The organism is Actinoallomurus sp. NBC_01490 (assembly GCF_036227085.1).
Lineage (GTDB): Bacteria > Actinomycetota > Actinomycetes > Streptosporangiales > Streptosporangiaceae > Actinoallomurus > Actinoallomurus oryzae.
The window spans coordinates 9599004-9615342 of the sequence record NZ_CP109433.1; the positions used below are offsets into that span (position 1 = coordinate 9599004).

Here is a 16339-nt window from a genome sequence, read left to right on the forward strand (position 1 = left end):
CTTCTCTCTACGTCAGTAGGCGCCGGAGCCTCGGGCCACCGCGGACCAGGTCTTCCACAGGATCTGCAAGTCGAGGGTGAGGGACCAGTTCTCGACATAACGCAGGTCCAGGCGGACCGATTCCTCCCACGATAGATCAGAGCGCCCGCTCACCTGCCACAGACCGGTCATGCCCGGGCGTACGACGAGCCGGCGGCGTACGTCGTCACCATACTGGGCGACCTCTTCGGGCAGCGGAGGGCGGGGGCCCACGAGCGACATGTCGCCGCGCAGCACGTTGATCAGCTGGGGCAGCTCGTCGAGGGAGTAGCGGCGCAGCCAGCCGCCCGTACGGGTGATCCGCGGGTCGTTTCTGATCTTGAAAAGGACGCCGTCGTGGTCGTTGTACTGCACCAGGGCGGCCTTGCGCCGCTCGGCGTCCGGAACCATCGTGCGGAACTTCAACACCGTGAACTCGCGGCCGTCACGGCCGACCCGCACCTGGCGGAACAGCGCCGGGCCCTTGCTGTCAAGGCGGATCGCGACCGCGATGCAGGCCAGCACGGGCCACAGGAAGATGAGCGCGAGACCCGCGCCGACGCGGTCGAAGGCGCTCTTGGCCAGGCGGCGCCCGCCGGACAGCTCGGGGTGCTCCACGTGCAGGAGCGGCAGGCCCGCCACCGGGCGGATCGAGGTGCGGGGGCCGGCGACCTCCATCAGCGCGGGTGCCACGACGAGGTCGACGGCGTCCTTCTCGAGCTGCCAGGCGAGCCTGCGCAGCGCCACGCCGTCGAGCTCGGGGCAGGCCAGCACGGCGACCGTGCAGGCGTGGATGCGCTCGACCACGGCCGCGACCTGGGTGAAGTCACCGGCGACCGGCACGCCCTCGACCTCGGTGACGGCGTCATCGCCCGTGGTGAGCATCGCCGGCAGGCACGCGGCGGCGATCTCCATGCCGTGGAAGGGCTCGCGCCGGAGCTGGCGGATCAGGTCGGCGACGGCGGCCCGGTGGCCGACGACCACGACGCGCCGCATGTACTCGCCGGCCTTGCGCCGCCGGTGCAGCCGCTTGCGCAGCTGGTAGCGGCCGTACAGGTCGAAGCCGGTGGTGAGGGGCAGCGCCGCGATCACGTAGCCGCGCGCCACCTCGGTCTTCGTGGCGTACGCGAGGATGGCGACGCTCGCGGTCAGGGCGAAGCCGGACTGCAGGATCCGGCGGAACTCCTCCGGCCCCACGCCGAACATCGGCTGTTCGTAGCCCCGGGCCAGGGCGACCGCGCCGGTCCACAGGAACGGAAGGGCGAAGCTGAGTTCGATGTAGGGAGTGCTCCACGGGTCGCCGAAGGAGGAGAAGCGGAACCGGATCATGAAGGCGATCAAGCCTCCGAGCAGCGCGGCGACGAAGTCGAGGCCGAAGGCCTGGCGCGCATAGCGCGATGTCCAAGCCGCGACCTGTTCCCTGCTACCGCCCACGGGCCGAGCCCTTGGCCGCGCCTCTTCGACGACCGCCATTTCACCCCTCGCCGAACGTCACTTTCACCTGATACTGATGCATGACGCTCGTTAGCCACCTGAGGTTCACGAGTTCGTTCTCGGTGTGGCACATATCCTAGAGTTCGCCACTGCCGCTGGAGTGGACATCGCCACCTTCGGTCACCGCAGTCCCGTCGGACCTCAGGGTTCGCCGTGGAAGGTGTTCTGTGCCCGCTCCAGGCCCTGCGTGATGAGCGCCTCGACGGCATCCGCGGCTCGCTCGGTGTTGAGGTCCAGCTCCTTGCGCTCGGCGGCGGAAAAGTCGCGCAGGACGAACGCCGCGGCGTCCATCCGGCCCGGAGGCCGTCCGATGCCGAACCGCACGCGCAGATAGTCGCGCCCGCCCATGCTCTTGGTGATCGAGCGCAGGCCGTTGTGGCCGTTGTCGCCACCGCCCCGCTTCAGGCGCAGCGTCCCGTACGGGATGTCGAGTTCGTCGTGGACGATGACGAGCCGCTCAAGCGGGATCTTGTAGAAGTCGCAGAGGGCCTTGACCGGTCCGCCCGACTCGTTCATGTACGACCGTGGCTTGGCGAGCACCACCCGGTGGCCGGCGAGCCGTCCTTCGACGACGTCGGCACGCGCGCGGTGGGACTTGAACCGGCCGCCGGCCGTGTCGGCCAGGACGTCGAGCACCATGAAGCCGGCGTTGTGCCGGTTACCGGCGTAGCCGGGGCCGGGGTTGCCCAGCCCGACCACGAGCCACGGCTGGTCCGAGGCCATCGTTCCTCCCCCACGCAGGTGAAAACGCGAAAGGCGCCCCCGGAGGGGCGCCCGTCGCACTCGCGAGCCTTACTCCTCGCCGCCCTCGGGCGTGGCCTCGGCAGCGCCCTCACCCTCGGCGCCGCCCTCGGCCGCCTCGCCCTCACCGAGCTCGGCCTCCCGCTGCGCGGCGGTCGGCGCGGCGATGATGTGGAGGACGAGCGTGTCCTCCTCGGCGTCGAGCGTCGCGCCGCTCGGGAGCGGGAGGTCCTTGGCGAGCAGCTGGTCGCCGACGGCCATGCCTTCGACGTTGACCTCGATCACCTGCGGGATGTGGGTGGCCTCGGCCTCGAGCGACACCTGGACGAGCTGCTGGTCGAGCATGCCGTCCGGCACGACGTCACCGGTCACCTGGACCGGCACCTCGACGGTGACCTTCTCGCCGCGCTTGACGACGAGCAGGTCGACGTGCTCCAGGAAGCCCTTCAGAGGGTCACGCTGGACGTCCTTGGGCAGAGCCAGCTCGTCGCCGCCGTCGAGCCCCTGGAGGCGCAGCAGCGCGTTCGGGGTCTTCAGCGCGAGCATCAGCTCGTGGCCCGGCAGCGTGATGTGACGGGGGTCGGTGCCGTGGCCGTACAAGACGGCGGGCACCTTGCCGGCCCTGCGAGTGCGCCGCGCGGGGCCCTTGCCGAACTCGGTGCGGGGCTCGGCGGCGATGCGTACCTCGGACACGGCAAAACTCCTCGTTGGATCAAGCTAGCTAGTGCGCGATTAAGAGGTGCTCCGAGCGGCAGCGGACCGGGTCTGGTCGGCCGCGCGACACAGCGTCGGACGCACACGGTCAACCAAGTCTAGCCGATCGTCCTTCCCATTCGTGCCGGGAGGCGATCGTTGTCAGCTGTGGCCGCCGAAGAGGCTGGTCACGGACCCGTCGCTGAACACCTCGTTGATCGCTCGGGCGATCAGCGGGGCGATCGAGAGCACCGTGAGCTTGTCGAACCGCTTGTTGTCCGGGATCGGCAGTGTGTTGGTGAGGACCACCTCGGAGATCCGGGAGTTCTTCAGCTTGTCCACCGCCGGGCCGGACAGCACGCCGTGCGTGGCGGCGACGACCACGCGGGCCGCGCCCTCCTCGAACAGCGCCTCGGACGCCTTCACGATCGTGCCGCCGGTGTCGATCATGTCGTCGACGACCACGCACGTACGGCCCTCGACCTCGCCGACGACGTCGAAGACCTTGACCTCGTTGGCCACGTCGGGGTCGCGGCGCTTGTGGATGATCGCCATCGGACAGCCGCCGAGCTCATCGCTCCAGCGCTCGGCCACGCGCACCCGCCCGGCGTCGGGCGCCACGACGGACACCCCGTCGGTGTCGAGCTTCTCCTTGATGTAGGCGGTGAGCAGCGGCAGCGCGAACAGGTGGTCCACCGGGCCGTCGAAGAAGCCCTGGATCTGCGCGGTGTGCAGGTCGACCGCCATCAGCCGGTCGGCGCCCGCGGTCTTGAACAGGTCCGCCATCAGCCGCGCGGAGATCGGCTCACGGCCGCGGTGCTTCTTGTCCTGCCGGGCGTAGCCGAAGAACGGGGCGACCACGGTGATCCGCTTGGCCGACGCGCGCTTCAGCGCGTCCACCATGATCAGCTGTTCCATGATCCACTGGTTGATCGGCGCGGTGTGGCTCTGCAGGACGAACGCGTCGGACCCGCGGACCGACTCGTTGAAGCGCACGAACGTCTCGCCGTTCGCGAAGTCGTACGCCGACGTGGGGGTCGGCTCGACACCGAGCGCCTCGGCCACCTCCTCGGCCAGCTCGGGGTAGGCGCGGCCGGAGAAGAGCATCAGCTTCTTCTCACCCGTCGTTTTGATGCCGGTCACGGGGTCAGTCTCCTTGCTCTGCTCGTTCTTGCGCGCGTCTCGCGGCCTCCGCGGCCGGAGTACCCGGCCGCTTGCGCTCGACCCACCCCTCGACGTTGCGCTGGCGGGCCCGGGCGACCGCCATCGCGCCGGGGGGAACGTCACCGGTGATCACCGAACCGGCGGCGGTGTAGGCGCCGTCGCCGATGCGCACCGGCGCGACGAGCATGTTGTCGCTGCCCACCTTCACGTGGTCGCCGACGACGCTCTTGCGCTTCTCGACGCCGTCGTAGTTGACGAAGACGCAGGCCGCGCCGATGTTGGAGCCCGCGCCGATCTCGGCGTCGCCGACGTACGTCAGGTGCGGCACCTTCGTGCCCTCACCCACCACGGCGTTCTTCATCTCGACGTACGTGCCCGCCTTGGCGCCGCGGGCGAGCTTCGTGCCGGGCCGCAGGTACGCGAACGGTCCGACGCTGACCTCCGGGCCGATCTCGGCGCGTTCGCAGACGGCGTTCGCGACGACGGCGTCCTCGCCGACCGTGGTGTCGGTGAGGGTGCAGCCGGGACCCACCCGCGCCCCCGCCGCGACATGCGTGGCGCCGCGCAGCTGGGTGCCCGGCTCGATCACCGCGTCCGGCTCGATCGTCACCTGGACGTCGACCCAGGTGGACAGCGGGTCGACGACCGTGACGCCCTGGCGCATGTGCGCCTCCAGGACGCGGTCGTTGAGCAGCCTCCGGGCCTCGGCGAGCTGTACCCGGTCGTTGACCCCGAGGGGGCCGAGCCAGTGACGGTCCAGCGCGCCGCCGACACGGTGACCCGAGTCGCGGAGGATGGTGACGACGTCGGTGAGGTACTCCTCGCCCTTCGCGTTGTCGGTGGTCACCTGCTTGAGCGCGGTGCCGAGCAGGGCGCCGTCGAAGGCGTACATGCCGACGTTGATCTCGGTGATGGCCCGCTGGCCGGCGTCGGCGTCCTTCTCCTCGACGATCGCGCTCACCGAGCCGTCATCGGCGCGGATCATGCGCCCGTAGCCGGTCGGATCGGGCATGTCGGCGGTCAGGATCGTCGCGGCGTTGCCTTCACCCTCGTGCACCGCCAGCAGCTCGTCGAGCACGGACCCGCGCAGGAGGGGGGCGTCGCCGTTGAGCACGAGCACCGTGCCGTCGATCGATCCGACGGCCTCCAGCGCCACGCGCACGGCGTGGCCGGTGCCGTTCTGCTGCTCCTGGACCACCGGCCGGGCGTCGGGCCAGTCCGCCTCCAGGTGCGCGATCACCTTCTCCCGGTCATGGCCGACGACGACCAGAAGCCGTTCCGGCCGAAGCTCGGCCGATGCCGCCAGGACGTGGCCCACCATGGTGCGACCGCCTAGCTCATGCAGGACCTTCGGCACCTTGCGGGACTTCATTCTCGTGCCCTCGCCTGCGGCCATGACGATGACAGCAGCCGGACGGATCGCGCTCACGTATGGAGGCCCTTCGGCATCGCGGACGGGTACGCGTCGAGGCAGAGAGCCGGTCCCCGTCAGAGCCGTTCCGCGGGGTCAGGCGACCCACGGACGGCAGCGAGGTAGCTCCGCCGTCACCTGCCCGACATCCGAAGAATACCGCCGGGACGATGACCGACACGCAGGTTGGGGGTCCGGGCGCCACCCTCCCGGTCACGAAGAACCGGGCGGCGGCGCCTGACCCGTGACCGGCGCGGAAGTCGCCTCCGGCTCTGGAATCCCCGGCGCCACACCGGCTGCGGAGGCATCGAGCGCACCGTGGGCGGTCAGCCACTCACGCGCGCAGGCGAAGACGAAGGCGCTCGTCGGATATGTTCCCTCGGACTCGATGACCCGGGTCATCTCCTCGGAGGCGACATCGACCAGCCGCACGCCCGTCGCCTCCCAGTTGCGGTTCATCTTCCGCAGCTCGTGCTCGGCGAAGCTCTGATCGGTGACCACGGCGATCGCGGCGAAGTGCAGCTCCGCGGTCAGGGCGTCGAAGCCGAAGCCCAGCACCTCGAACAGGAACCGGCCCTCGCCCTTCAACTGGATGATCTTCTGGATGGAGTCCAGCTCGTAGAACCAGTCGGGGTGCAGGCGTTCGGGATTCTCCTGGTGCCGATCCGAGTAGAGCTCCTCAGAGATCTCCCGCAGGAAGTCACGGAACGGATCGAAGTAGCCGGCCTCACGGTCGAGGATCGGTTCGATGACGTATGCCGGTATCACCGCTTGCAGACCGCCGGCGACCCCCGCCTCGTGGGCACGCTGCTGCACGAGGATCTTCCATCCGGTGGGCGTCGCGAAGACCATGGCGACGCCGAACCCGAGCAGTTGCGCCCGCGCCAGGCCGCTTTGCGTACGCGCGAGCGTGCTCACCAGCCGGTCCCGGTGCTTGGGCTGATGACGCGGCGACCGCGCGCACTTCAGCGCCTCGTGGTACAGCAACCCGGACAACGTCAGATACTGGAAGTAACCCCCCAGCCGCACCCTCAGGCGAACGAAGTTCGCGCCTTCCCCGATGCCGGTGTCCAGAAAATAGACGTCGCCGTTCCAGATTTTCTGCCCGAGCCGACGCCGGCGCGCGATCTCTTTTCGGTCCAGTGGGGCGTCGGACCGGTCGTGGTTGAGCATGAAGTTCAGCGTCCGGCCGTTGAGTTCCGGAAAACGCCACGACGGTCTGCTCAGGTAAGCGATCCGTCGTCCACTGGGCAGCTGGAACAGGAATTCTTCGTCGCCGTGATCGCGATAGTATTGGATCGTCCAGTCGAGTGCCACGGAGCGCTTGTCCTCGAACAGGCGCCGGCGACGCGCCACGGTGCCCCGCGCCCACAGCGTGCGGACGAACTGCAGCAGGTCACGCCCGTACCATCCGGCGGCCAGCGAGACGATCGCCGAAATCGCGTTGACCATGAATCGACCCCATTCTCGCTGATCACGGAACCGGGAGAATAAGGCCCCCGACCCGAGCAGACGGCGGACAATCCTAGCTCCGATCGAACCCGGCCGTAATCCTCGAATGCCACAGAAGGCGATGCCGATTTCGGATCCTTGACGCGTTCCGCAAGGTCAGCCATATTTGCCCCAAACACTCGATTCATAGGCGGATCGCGATGTCTCGCCGAACGCAGCCAGCCAGGTCACCGGTGACGCCCCGGGACGAATTGGCTCTGGCTCACAAGCTGACCCAGCCCGAGGTACGCCGCCGCGCCGCCCCCCTGACACGTGGGGAGAGGACCTCCGCGCCGATCGCGGTCGACCTCGACCCGACCAGCTTCTGTGATCTCGCCTGCCCGGGATGCATCAGCGGAGACCTGCTGGGCCAGGCACGGTTCACCACCGACCGCCTCGAACGGCTGGCGGACGAGCTGGTGGCCATGGACGTCCGCGCGGTGGTGCTCATCGGCGGCGGAGAGCCCCTGATGCACCCGGCCACCGCCGCGGTCGCCGAACGCCTGTCGCGCGCCAGCGTGGCCGTCGGGCTCGTCACGAACGGCACGCTCCTGGACCGCCATCTCGATGTCCTGCGCGGATCGCTGTCCTGGCTGCGCGTCTCCCTCGACGCCGCGACCCCCGAGACGTACGGCGCCGTCCGGCCCGGCCACCGGGGCGTCAACAAGTTCGCCAAGGTCCTGGCGAACATTCGCCTGGTGACCGGCCATCACACGCTCAAGGTCGGCATCTCCTACGTCGTCTTCACGCCTCGGCCGGGATCCCCCCTGTCGAACGTCGAGGAGATCCCCGGCGCCGCGTCGCTCGCGGTGGACCTGGGCTGTGACTACGTCGAGTTCAAGGCGGAACTCGCCGACGATCACTCGATCGCGGAGGTCGACGCCGGCACGGTGGACCTGATCGACCGGCGGCTGCGACACGCCGAGGAACGGACCGCGGGAACCCCCGTGCGCGTCCTCCGGTCGTCGAGCCTGACCGCGCTGCTGGCCGGCCGCCCCGACCAGGACAAGGGCTATTCCACGTGCCCCACGACACAGCTCCGCACGACGATCACTCCGAGCGGCGTGTTCGCCTGCGCCTACCACCGCGGAAAGCCCGGCTTCCGGCTCGGCGACGTGCAGTCCGCGCCCCTGCGCGACGTGTGGGACGCCGCGGACTTCACGGCCGTGGACCCGCGACGCGCCTGTCGCTTCCACTGTGCCCGCCATGACGCGAACCGCCTGGTCCTCGACGGGATCCCCGTGGCCGCCGAGAGCCCCGGCGGAGCGGCCGACTGGTTCATCTGACGCGATTCAGGACGGTGTCACACTGGAGGTTCCGCTGCTCAGCGACGACCCATCACGCTCACCCGTGCGCGTCTGCCTGTGCGGGGAGGATCTGGACTGGCTGGGGTACCGGTGCATCGCGGCCGCCATCGATCAACGCGTCTCCGTGGCGCTCACGGAGACCGCGGGCGCGGAGTTCTTCGACGAGCGCATCCTCGACCATGTGTGGTCGCTCGTCGGCGGTGATCCGGACGCCCCGCGCCCCCGCGTACGGGTGGCTCAGGACGCTCCACTGGCGGCCGGGCTCGGCTCGTCGTCGGCGGTCGCGCTGTGCGCCGCCCGTCTGTACCACGCCCGTCTCCACGGCCCGGCCCTCTCCGACGAACGTGCCGTCGAGGTGGCCTACGAGGCCGAACGGCGGGTCACGCGGGGCGGCGGCATGGACCAGGTCGCGATCGCGCGCCGGGGCATCGTCCGGCTCCAGGGGACGCGCGAGCGCCGGCCGCCCGCCGTCGTCGGGCACATCACCGACGCCGCGCAGGTCGCCGGCCTCGGGATGGCCGTCTTCGACTCACGGTCCCGCAAGGACAGCGGTAAGCACCTCGCGCGCGTACGGGAGCGGGACCTCGCGCGCGATCCCCGGCAGGCGCGTTACTGCGAGATCGTCGATCAGCTGACCGAGGGCGCCTGGACCGCCATCCGGTCACGCGACTGGCCGGGACTCGGGACGATCATGAACCAGGCTCACGCGGCAATGCGCGACCTGCAGGACATGTCGACTCCGGCGATCGAGGCGATCCGTGACATCGCCCTCTCGGCAGGCTTCGACGGCGTCAAGATCACCGGGTCCGGAAGCGGTGGCTGCCTGGTGGGCGTCGTGTCGCGTGTCTCGTTGGGTGAGGCGGTGCGCCGCGTCGGCGAACTCGCCTCGACACGGCGGATCAGGCTCGATTGCCTCCCCGTACGGGTCGACATGGGGGCCTGACAGACATCACCATCAGCTCCGGCGCCTGGACTCGAACCAGGAACAAAGGGACCAAAACCCTCCGTGTTGCCGATTACACCACGCCGGACCGTCCGGGGCACTCCGACGTCCGAGGCCCCACGGTCGATCGTCCACGATACCGGCCATCGGCCCCACCCAGGACGGATTAAGGCGGCGCCACGTCCGATAAAGACGATCTTGCCACCCGGTAACCGCTGTGTGACCAAGGCGACAGGTTTGACCTAATTCCTCGGGGCATCTTGCTTAACCTACGCCCCCGTAGGTTACGGTTGCGTAGCCGTAAGTTCTCAGCTGGCAGGAGGAACCCGCATGACCATAGCCCCGGTAGGAACACCGTCCGCCACCGTTAGGCCGCAGGCCAGACCCGAAATCGAACCCGACCCCAAGGGCACCTTTGAGAAGGTCCTGATGGGCGTCTTCATCGCGGTCCCGCTTCTCGCCGTGGTGGCGGCCGTGCCGTTCGCGTGGGGCTGGGGGCTCGGCTGGACCGATCTGGCGATCATGTTCGTGATGTACGGCGTCTCCGGCCTCGGAGTCACCGTCGGCTACCACCGGCACTTCACGCACGGTTCGTTCAAGGCGAAGCGCCCGCTGCGCATCGCCATGGCCATCGCCGGTGGCCTGTCCATCGAGATGAGCGTGATCGACTGGGTAGCCGTGCACCGGCGCCACCACAAGTACTCCGACCAGGAGAACGACCCGCACTCGCCGTGGCGCTTCGGCAACGACTGGCGCGCCCTCACCAAGGGCCTGATCTGGGCCCACATGGGCTGGCTGTTCGACAGCCGCCGTACGTCGCCGAACAAGTTCTGCCCCGACCTGGTGGCCGACAAGGACATGCGGCGGATCAGCCGTTTCTTCCCCGGTCTGGTGGCCATCTCGCTGCTGCTGCCCGCCGCGCTCGGCGGCCTGCTGACCATGTCCTGGTGGGGCGCCCTGACCGGCTTCTTCTGGGGCGCGCTCGTACGGGTCTGCCTTCTCCACCACGTCACGTGGTCGATCAACTCCATCTGCCACGCCATGGGCGAAGAGGAGTTCGAGGCGCGCGACAAGTCCCGCAACGTCTGGTGGCTGGCCATCCCGTCGTTCGGTGAGTCGTGGCACAACCTGCACCACGCCGACCCGACCTGTGCCCGGCACGGGGTGCTTCCCGGCCAGCTCGACAGCAGCGCCCGTACGATCTGGCTCTTCGAGAAGCTCGGCTGGGTCTGGGACGTGCGGTGGCCGAACCCGGAACGGCTCGCCAACAAGCGGATATCGTAAGCAGCCAACCAACCAGCCCGACTCCGCGGCGGGCGGCCGGTTGCGGCCGCCCGGCGCACGCGTAAGGTGCTCCGGCATCCGTGTGAGCAGGGCACTCCTTGTAAATCCCCCAGACTGTACGGCACCGCCGGCGGTTCTCCCGCCCCCGAGCCGCCAGGCCAGGAGAAAGCGTGACCGTCACAATTGATGATGTGAGTGAACCCCCCAAGTCCCGTCGCAAACGCATGACGGGCAAAGAGCGACGGGAGCAACTGCTCGACATAGGCCGGACCCTCTTCGCCGAGCGCGGCTTCGACGGCACCTCCATCGAAGAGATCGCCACCGTGGCCGGAGTCTCCAAGCCCGTCGTGTACGAGCACTTCGGCGGCAAGGAGGGTCTGTACGCCGTCGTGGTCGACCGCGAGATGGAACACCTTCTCGACACGGTCACCAAGGCACTCGTCGGAGGGCACCCCCGGCAGAAGATCGAGCGCGCCGCGCTGGCCCTGCTGGAGTACATCGAAGACAGCAGCCAGGGCTTCCGCATCCTCGTCCGCGACTCGCACGCGGCGTCGGCGACGGGCACGTTCGCCAGCCTGCTGAGCGACATCGCGAACCAGGTCGAGCACATTCTCGGCGACGAGTTCAAGGACAAGGGCTACGACCCGAAGGCCGCGCCCCTGTACGCCCAGGCCCTCATCGGCATGGTCGCCATGACCGGGACGTACTGGCTGGACGTGCGCAAGCCCAAGCGCGACGAGGTCGCCGCCCACCTGGTCAACCTCGCGTGGAACGGCCTGTCCGGGCTGGAGCCCAAGCCGTACCTGACCACCGATCACAAGGCCCGCCAGAAGGACCTCAAGGCCAAGGCCAAGGAGGCGGCGAAAGAAGCGGCGAAGGAGGCCAAGGAGTCGGCCCGCGCCGCCCGCCGGGCGAGCCCCGAGCCGGGCACCGCCTGACTCAGCGTAGCCGTACTGTCACACCCTCCCCCTATCGTGCGACGCATGAATTCCAGGGAGAGGACGGCACATGTGGCACGGCGACCCCGGTCCCGGTCGGCGACCCCTCGGCTGGGCGGAGATGGACCGTTTCGTCGATGGGCAGCGGGCCCGTCAGGCACCCGACGACGCGGCGGACTCCCGCGCGAAACGGTTCACCGAGAGCCTCGAGGACGCGGTCCTCGACATCGACGCCGGCGCCTTCGAGCGCGCCCGCCGCAAGACCGACCACGTCGAGGAGTTACGTCGCGTGCTCGGCCTTCTCCTCGACGTGCTGGCCGACTGGGAGATGCTCGCCGCCCGGGCCGGTGATCGGCTGAAGTAGCTCCAGCCGGTTGCCGACCGGGTCGTCGACGTAGAAGCGCCGGTAACCGGGCAGCAGGTCGTCGGGCCGCACCTCGCGGCCTGCCGCCCGGAGCCGGCCGGCCATGACGTCGAGGTCCCGTACGAGGATGCCGGGGTGGGCCTTGCGGGCCGGCCGGAAGTCCTCCTCGACGCCGATGTGGATCTCGATGCCGGGCGCCCCGAACCACACGCCGCCCCGGGCGGCCAGCGCGGGCGGCTTGGGCAGTTCGGCGAGCCCGAGCACTCCGGCGTAGAACTCCCGCATGGCCGGCTCGGTTCCCGGCGGCGCGGCGAGCTGCACGTGGTGGAGGCCGAGCAGGGTCATCGGGCCGGTTCTTCGTGTGCCGGGGGCACGGACGCGACGACGAAGATCCGGCGGAAGGGGAAGATCGTGCCGTGCGGGCCGGGCGGGTACGCCTTACGCAGCAGGGCCGACAGTTCGGCGACGAACTCCTCGCGCTCCTCCTCGCGCGACAGCACGTCGAACGCCGGCCGCAGGGCCGTGCCCTTCATCCATTCGAGCACCGGATCGTCCCCGTGCAGGATCTGAAGGTAGGTCGTCTCCCACGCGTCGACCTCGCACCCGAGGTCGCTGAGCAGCCGGAAGTACTCCGCGGGCTCGCTGACGATGTTGTGCCGGTTGACCTTGGCCAGCCGGCTGCGCCAGCGCGGCGTCTCGCACAGCTCCCGCAGGATGCGGTGGCTGTCCTGGTCGAAGTTCCCGGGCATGCTGAACGCCAGCCGCCCGCCGGGCGCCAGCGCCGCGACCCAGCGCGGGAGCATGTCCTGGTGTCCGGGCACCCACTGGAAGGCCGCGTTGGAGAAGATCACGTCGACCGGCCGCGACGGCGCCCATGCGGCGATGTCCCCGACCGAGAACGCCAGCGACCCCCCGGGCGCCTCGCCGCCGGGCGGCGGCTGGAGGTGGTCGAGCGGCAGGCGCCGGGCCTCGGCGATCATCTGCTCGGAGCTGTCGACGCCCTCGACGACGGCGTCCGGCCATCGGGCGGCCAGCTCGGCCGTACGCTCGCCGGGGCCACAGCCCAGGTCCACCACGTACGCCGGGTTGTCGATGTCCACCCGGGCGAGCAACTCGTAGAAGGGCCGGGCCCGGTGAGAGGAGTAGGCCCGATACTGCTGAGGGTTCCAAATATCTCTTGACATCGAGATAAAGCATGGCGGCTAGATATCTCGATGTCAAGACAGGTAAGCTGATCGACCATGGAGGACGAGGTCGATCGCCTGGTCGCGGCCTGGCGCACGGAACGGCCAGACCTCGACACCGAGCCCCTGCACGTCCTCAGCCGGGTGTCGCGGCTCGCCCGCCACCTCGACCGTGCGCGCCGGGCCGTGTTCGCCGCGCATGACATGGAATCGTGGGAGTTCGACGTCCTGACCGCCCTGCGTCGCGCCGGCCCACCGTACGAACTGAGCCCCGGCCGCCTCCTGCGCGCCACGCTCGTCACCTCGGGCACGATGACCAACCGGATCGACCGGCTGCAGAGCGCCGGGCTGGTCAGCCGCAACCCCGATCCCCAGGACAAACGCGGCGTTCTCGTACGACTGACCGACGCCGGCCGCACCCGCGTCGACGCCGCCTTCGCCGACCTGATCGACCGCGAACGCGACCTGCTCGGCTCCCTCACCGCCGACGACCGCCGCACACTCGCCGACCTGCTGCGTTCACTCCTCGTCCCCTTCGACACCGACCCCACGGGTTAGCAGCCGGCGGACCCCTTTCGGCCACCACCGCATACCCGCCGACCTGCCGCGCTCCGCTTCGACACCGTCCCTGGAAGTCGGGGGGGTCGCCCTTCGCGCGGCCGGGAGCGGCGGCATCGGCATGGTGCCGCGGTGTCCTACGCTGACCGCTGTGTCAGATGTGATCGATTACGGACGGTTCGCCGAGCGGTTGCGGCAGGTCATGCCCCGGTGGGCGGACCGCGACCGCATGTCGCCCGAGGAGTTCGCCGCGCATCTGGCGGACACCGGCCCGCGCTGGGAGTTGCTCCGCGCGTTCCAGGAGGAATGGGGATACGAGCCGCCCGGCGGAGAGCCCCGCTGGCCGCGCTGGTCGGAGGACGAGCACCGGGCGTACGTCCGCCGTCTCAAGGAGGAGGCGACCGGCGAGGAAGAGGAAACCTTCGCCGATGTCGACCTGACCCTCCCGATTCCGGCGGCCCTGGACGAGTGGTGGGACCTGCCGTTCAACTCCTTCACTTACCGGCCGCGGCTGTACTGGACGAATCCCGTGTGGCCGCCGACCGTACGGCCGGATCCGACGGGCTACGGCGTCTCGGACGGGCTTCCGCCGGACAATCCGTTCGTCGGACCGGACGCCGATCACCGGGTGTGCGTGTTCAAGGCGGAGTACGAGTACTGCAACGAGTGGGGTTATCTCGCCGCCGAGGCCGGTCAGGCCGACCCGAGAGTCATGGTCAGCACCGGGGAAGGCTGGGTGCCGCAGTCCGGGTCGGTCTCGGAGTTCTTCCTTCAGCTGGCGTTGATGCGGCTGCCCTCGTACTACGGCTGGACGGTGCGCCTGTACGAGGCTGAGCCCGACGTCGAACGGCGGGTCCAGCAGAACTTCCCGGCCATGGGCCTGCTGCCCTGGCGCGAGCTGGGCAACCGGACGGTCGTCTACGGAGCGCCCGACGCGATCGTCTATCTGGACGGGGAAGGCTACGCCGACTTCGGGTTCGTCGTGCACGCCCGGAGCCGTGCGGCCCTGGAGGGGGTCGCCCGTACGCTCGGCGTGGACTGGAGCGAGGAGATCGAGTCACCTCGGGCCGCTCCCCCGCCGCTGTCCTTGAAGGCCGACACCACCGACCGCGACGGACGGTGGACCGTCGAAAGCGTCTCCGACACGCCCTACCCGCCCGCCGAGGCCGCCGCCGTACCTCCCGCCGAGATTCTCGGCACGAATCGACCGGACGGTCTCACAGTGTGGGCCGAGGAGCCCGGCGCGGGCGTGGTCGCCGGCGACCAGGCCGGCGGCGTGCACCTGTGGCCGACCTCTCGCCCCGAGGACACCGGCGAACGCGGGCTCACCGCTGCCGCCGACGACACCGCCCCAGCCGATGCGGCCGCTGGAGCCGAGAGCGCGGCCGGGACCGCCGAGAACGCGGCGGGAACCGGCGACACCACGGCAACTGAGAACAGCGCCGATGCCGACGGCACCACCGAGGCCGAGGACACCGCCGGCACCGGGAACACCACCGATGGCGTCTCCACGGACGGAGATGCTTCGGCAGAGGGTCACGAGGCGGGTCGGCTCAGCCGCGCGGCGCACGACGCGCCCGTGACCGCCATCACCACCCGGCGTTTCGAGGGCCTCGGCCTCACCGTGGCGAGCGGCGACTCCGGTGGACTCGTCAACCTCTGGCTGCCCGACGACGGCTGGGGCCCGGCCGCGCTCGGCCGCCACGGCGGAGAGGTGGTCGGGGTCAGCGCCGAGCGTCTGGCGACCGGCCCGGCGATCGCCGCGGCCTGGAGCACCGGCAGCGTACGGCTGTGGGACGTCGGTTCGGGCATCGAGGCGACCCTGGAGCTGGGGGCCGGCATCGCGGCGCTGAGCCTGGACCCGGAGGGGACGATGACCGTCGGCGGTCCGACCGGCAGCGCCGTCCTGCGTCTCGGCATCGATCGCCTGTGGCCGCGGCGGGACCTGACCGCGGCCGTCCACCGGTTCGACTGGGACGAGCTCGAATGCGCGACGGGCCCGGCCGGCGCCGTTCCCGACCTGCTCCTCGCGGTCGTCGAAGCGGACGACGACGCGTCCGCGGAGGCCGTTCTCGCCGACCTGCGGGCGGTGCTGTACGGGGAAGGCCGAGTCTTCTCGGCGACCGTCGCCGCCGTTCCGTGCCTTCTGATGCTGGTCGGTGAGGAGGACAACCCCGTCCGGTGGCCGTTGCTGAACCTGATGGGAGAGTTCACACGGATCGCCCTTGGACCGGCCGGCGCGGACGAAGAGTCCCGGCGCTGGGCCGAGCACACCCGTACGGCCCTGGAGCAGTGTGTGCCGGCGCTGTACGTGCTGATGGACGACGACGACCCGGCCGTCCGCGCCGCGTCGGCGCTGCTGCTGTCGGAGGTACCGGACGCGCGGCCCGACGACGGCGCCGACCCGCTGTCCGAGCTGATGGCGCGGATCGAGAAGGAGACCGAGGTGGAGACCCTGGCGAGCCTGGTGGTCGCCGCCGCACGCGTCGTCCAGGGGCGCGCGGACCCGCCGTCGGCGGTGTTCTCCCGGTTGTGCGCCGACTCGGAGCATCGCGAGGTACGGGCGGCGGCCGCGGCGGCCCTTCTACGGTGTGGTCCGGCCGGTGCGGCGGCCGACTCCACGATCACCGAGGCCATCGACCGGGAACTCGCAGCGCCGGAGTCGGCCCTCGACCGTCCGCTGCGCGTCGTCGGCCTGACACGTGCGTCGTTCCTGGCGACACGCGTCGCCTCTTAGCGGCTTGCAGCC

General features: G+C 69.9%; 15 protein-coding genes and 1 tRNA gene. 7 read left to right on the forward strand and 9 right to left on the reverse strand.

The features are described from left to right. Positions 1-12 precede the first annotated feature (12 nt). The 6 genes from OG417_RS43980 to OG417_RS44005 all read right to left on the reverse strand — a co-directional run bounded on the left by OG417_RS43980 (position 13) and on the right by OG417_RS44005 (position 6877). Positions 13-1491: a sugar transferase gene (locus tag OG417_RS43980; protein WP_329242397.1), complete on the reverse strand. Its 1479-nt coding sequence runs from the start codon at positions 1489-1491 to the stop codon at positions 13-15. Between the two features lie 162 nt (positions 1492-1653). Beyond that, positions 1654-2235 (reverse strand): aminoacyl-tRNA hydrolase, encoded by a 582-nt coding sequence (gene pth, locus OG417_RS43985; RefSeq protein WP_329242400.1) that lies wholly within the window; start codon positions 2233-2235, stop codon positions 1654-1656. A gap of 69 nt (positions 2236-2304) precedes the next feature. Continuing rightward, positions 2305-2946, reverse strand: a complete 642-nt coding sequence (locus OG417_RS43990) for a 50S ribosomal protein L25/general stress protein Ctc (RefSeq protein ID WP_329242403.1) — start codon at positions 2944-2946, stop codon at positions 2305-2307. Positions 2947-3108: 162 nt separating this feature from the next. Then, positions 3109-4089: a ribose-phosphate diphosphokinase gene (locus tag OG417_RS43995; protein WP_329242405.1), complete on the reverse strand. Its 981-nt coding sequence runs from the start codon at positions 4087-4089 to the stop codon at positions 3109-3111. A gap of 4 nt (positions 4090-4093) precedes the next feature. Continuing rightward, positions 4094-5539 (reverse strand): bifunctional UDP-N-acetylglucosamine diphosphorylase/glucosamine-1-phosphate N-acetyltransferase GlmU, encoded by a 1446-nt coding sequence (gene glmU / locus OG417_RS44000; protein ID WP_329242407.1) that lies wholly within the window; start codon positions 5537-5539, stop codon positions 4094-4096. Between the two features lie 195 nt (positions 5540-5734). Continuing rightward, a complete protein-coding gene (locus OG417_RS44005) occupies positions 5735-6877 on the reverse strand; it encodes a hypothetical protein (protein WP_329242409.1) in 1143 nt (380 codons plus the stop codon). Positions 6878-7224: 347 nt separating this feature from the next. Between OG417_RS44005 and OG417_RS44010 the strand changes: the two genes are divergently transcribed. After that, a complete protein-coding gene (locus tag OG417_RS44010) occupies positions 7225-8298 on the forward strand; it encodes a radical SAM/SPASM domain-containing protein (RefSeq protein ID WP_329242412.1) in 1074 nt (357 codons plus the stop codon). Between the two features lie 64 nt (positions 8299-8362). Then, a complete protein-coding gene (locus tag OG417_RS44015; RefSeq protein ID WP_329242414.1) occupies positions 8363-9262 on the forward strand; it encodes a mevalonate kinase family protein in 900 nt (299 codons plus the stop codon). A gap of 16 nt (positions 9263-9278) precedes the next feature. Here the strand turns inward: OG417_RS44015 and OG417_RS44020 are convergent. Then, a tRNA-Gln gene (locus OG417_RS44020) sits at positions 9279-9350 on the reverse strand. Between the two features lie 242 nt (positions 9351-9592). Here OG417_RS44020 and OG417_RS44025 point away from each other — a divergent pair. From OG417_RS44025 to OG417_RS44035, 3 genes are all read left to right on the forward strand, one after another. After that, complete coding sequence (locus tag OG417_RS44025; RefSeq protein WP_329242419.1) at positions 9593-10546, forward strand: acyl-CoA desaturase; 954 nt, start codon at positions 9593-9595, stop codon at positions 10544-10546. A gap of 191 nt (positions 10547-10737) precedes the next feature. After that, the gene (locus OG417_RS44030; RefSeq protein WP_329242421.1) at positions 10738-11484 is read left to right on the forward strand and encodes a TetR/AcrR family transcriptional regulator; all 747 of its coding nucleotides are present in this window, start codon (positions 10738-10740) and stop codon (positions 11482-11484) included. 70 nt (positions 11485-11554) lie between these two features. Continuing rightward, positions 11555-11848: a hypothetical protein gene (locus OG417_RS44035; RefSeq protein ID WP_329242424.1), complete on the forward strand. Its 294-nt coding sequence runs from the start codon at positions 11555-11557 to the stop codon at positions 11846-11848. Here the strand turns inward: OG417_RS44035 and OG417_RS44040 are convergent. Further along, positions 11765-12193: a glyoxalase gene (locus tag OG417_RS44040; RefSeq protein ID WP_329242426.1), complete on the reverse strand. Its 429-nt coding sequence runs from the start codon at positions 12191-12193 to the stop codon at positions 11765-11767. The genes OG417_RS44035 and OG417_RS44040 overlap by 84 nt on opposite strands. Beyond that, positions 12190-13032 carry a trans-aconitate 2-methyltransferase gene (locus OG417_RS44045; RefSeq protein ID WP_329242429.1) on the reverse strand — a complete coding sequence of 281 codons (843 nt, stop codon included), beginning with the start codon at positions 13030-13032 and terminating at the stop codon, positions 12190-12192. The genes OG417_RS44040 and OG417_RS44045 overlap by 4 nt, the downstream gene beginning before the upstream one ends. Positions 13033-13089: 57 nt before the next feature. Between OG417_RS44045 and OG417_RS44050 the strand changes: the two genes are divergently transcribed. Next, positions 13090-13590 (forward strand): MarR family winged helix-turn-helix transcriptional regulator, encoded by a 501-nt coding sequence (locus OG417_RS44050; RefSeq protein ID WP_329242431.1) that lies wholly within the window; start codon positions 13090-13092, stop codon positions 13588-13590. A gap of 151 nt (positions 13591-13741) precedes the next feature. Then, complete coding sequence (locus tag OG417_RS44055) at positions 13742-16327, forward strand: hypothetical protein (RefSeq protein ID WP_329242433.1); 2586 nt, start codon at positions 13742-13744, stop codon at positions 16325-16327. Positions 16328-16339 lie beyond the last annotated feature (12 nt).